At 46.6% G+C, this 1,151-nt stretch carries 1 pseudogene; it reads left to right on the top strand.

The features are described from left to right. Positions 1 to 1,151, top strand: a pseudogene (locus NG798_RS27755) (hypothetical protein); the annotation flags it as partial.

Raw genomic sequence — 1,151 nt, forward strand, 5'->3', positions numbered from 1 at the left:
ACATCGGGGGTGCAAATAATCTTGGGGACAATTTTAATTATTTGTGCCATGCTCCCCCAAGAAAAACAAACAATTGACCCAACTAAAACTAAACAAGACTTACCTCAAAAAAGTAGTATCCCGTTCGCTGGTTTAATTGCTGGTGCCGGTGTATTCATCACTCTAAAAGGATTAGGTGAATTGTACTTTGGATGGGTGAAAGCCGACGATCCACAAGATATCCAACAGGCAGACCACCAACCACAATACCGCAGTCCACCGGCCTACCATAACCACCAATCTCAACCAGTGCAGCCGGTCTATCAACAACCCCATTCAGTACCACCGGCCTATCAACAACCCCATTCAGCACCACCGGCCTATCAAACCCCCCAATCTCAAGCAGTATCACCGGCTCATCAAAACCGCCAATCTCAACCCACATATCACCAATCCCAACAAACCTATCACCAATCTCAACGAGTACAACCGGCCTACCAAAACCACCAACAACCAGTACCACCGGCTTATGAAAACCACCAGCAATCAGGACAACCGGCCCATGCCAATCACCAACCTCAACGAGTACAACCGGCTTATGAAAACCACCAACAACCACAAGGTAAACAGAACCAAAGACAACAGTACCAACCACCCCATTACCAACAACCCAACTATCAATTTACTCAAGAGCCATCGCCATTTGAGGAGGAGGATTTGTGGGATACGGAAGCTAACACTATTGAGGACGAACCTTTAAATCTACCAGTACAAAGACAATCCCAAGAGAGGCCGGTTGACCAACCATTTTCTACTGTGGGAGCCGGTGCCACAAAACAGGGGCCGGTTGACCACACATTTCTGGATGAAACTGCTGGATATCATTACGCCGCTGCCGGTGGAATAAGAGGGGAAACTGAGCATACCATTCTTCTTACCGAACAACTTAAACATAATATTTTGAGTTGGGTATTATCGGGACTCCCTGGTGCCGGTAAAACCACAATATTGAGGGCTTGGTTAGCTGAAACTGTAAAGTACAGTAAAGACGTTCAGTTTTTTATCAACGGCTGGAAGGGGGATGATTGGCTAGGACTGGCTGCTATCCCTGGGGTTTACAAACGTAACTACCGAGATAGGAGCAATCAACCAGTATTAGATGGCTTCTTTTC

Origin of the sequence: Ancylothrix sp. D3o (assembly GCF_025370775.1) — a bacterium.
Classification (GTDB): Bacteria; Cyanobacteriota; Cyanobacteriia; order Cyanobacteriales; family Oscillatoriaceae; genus Ancylothrix.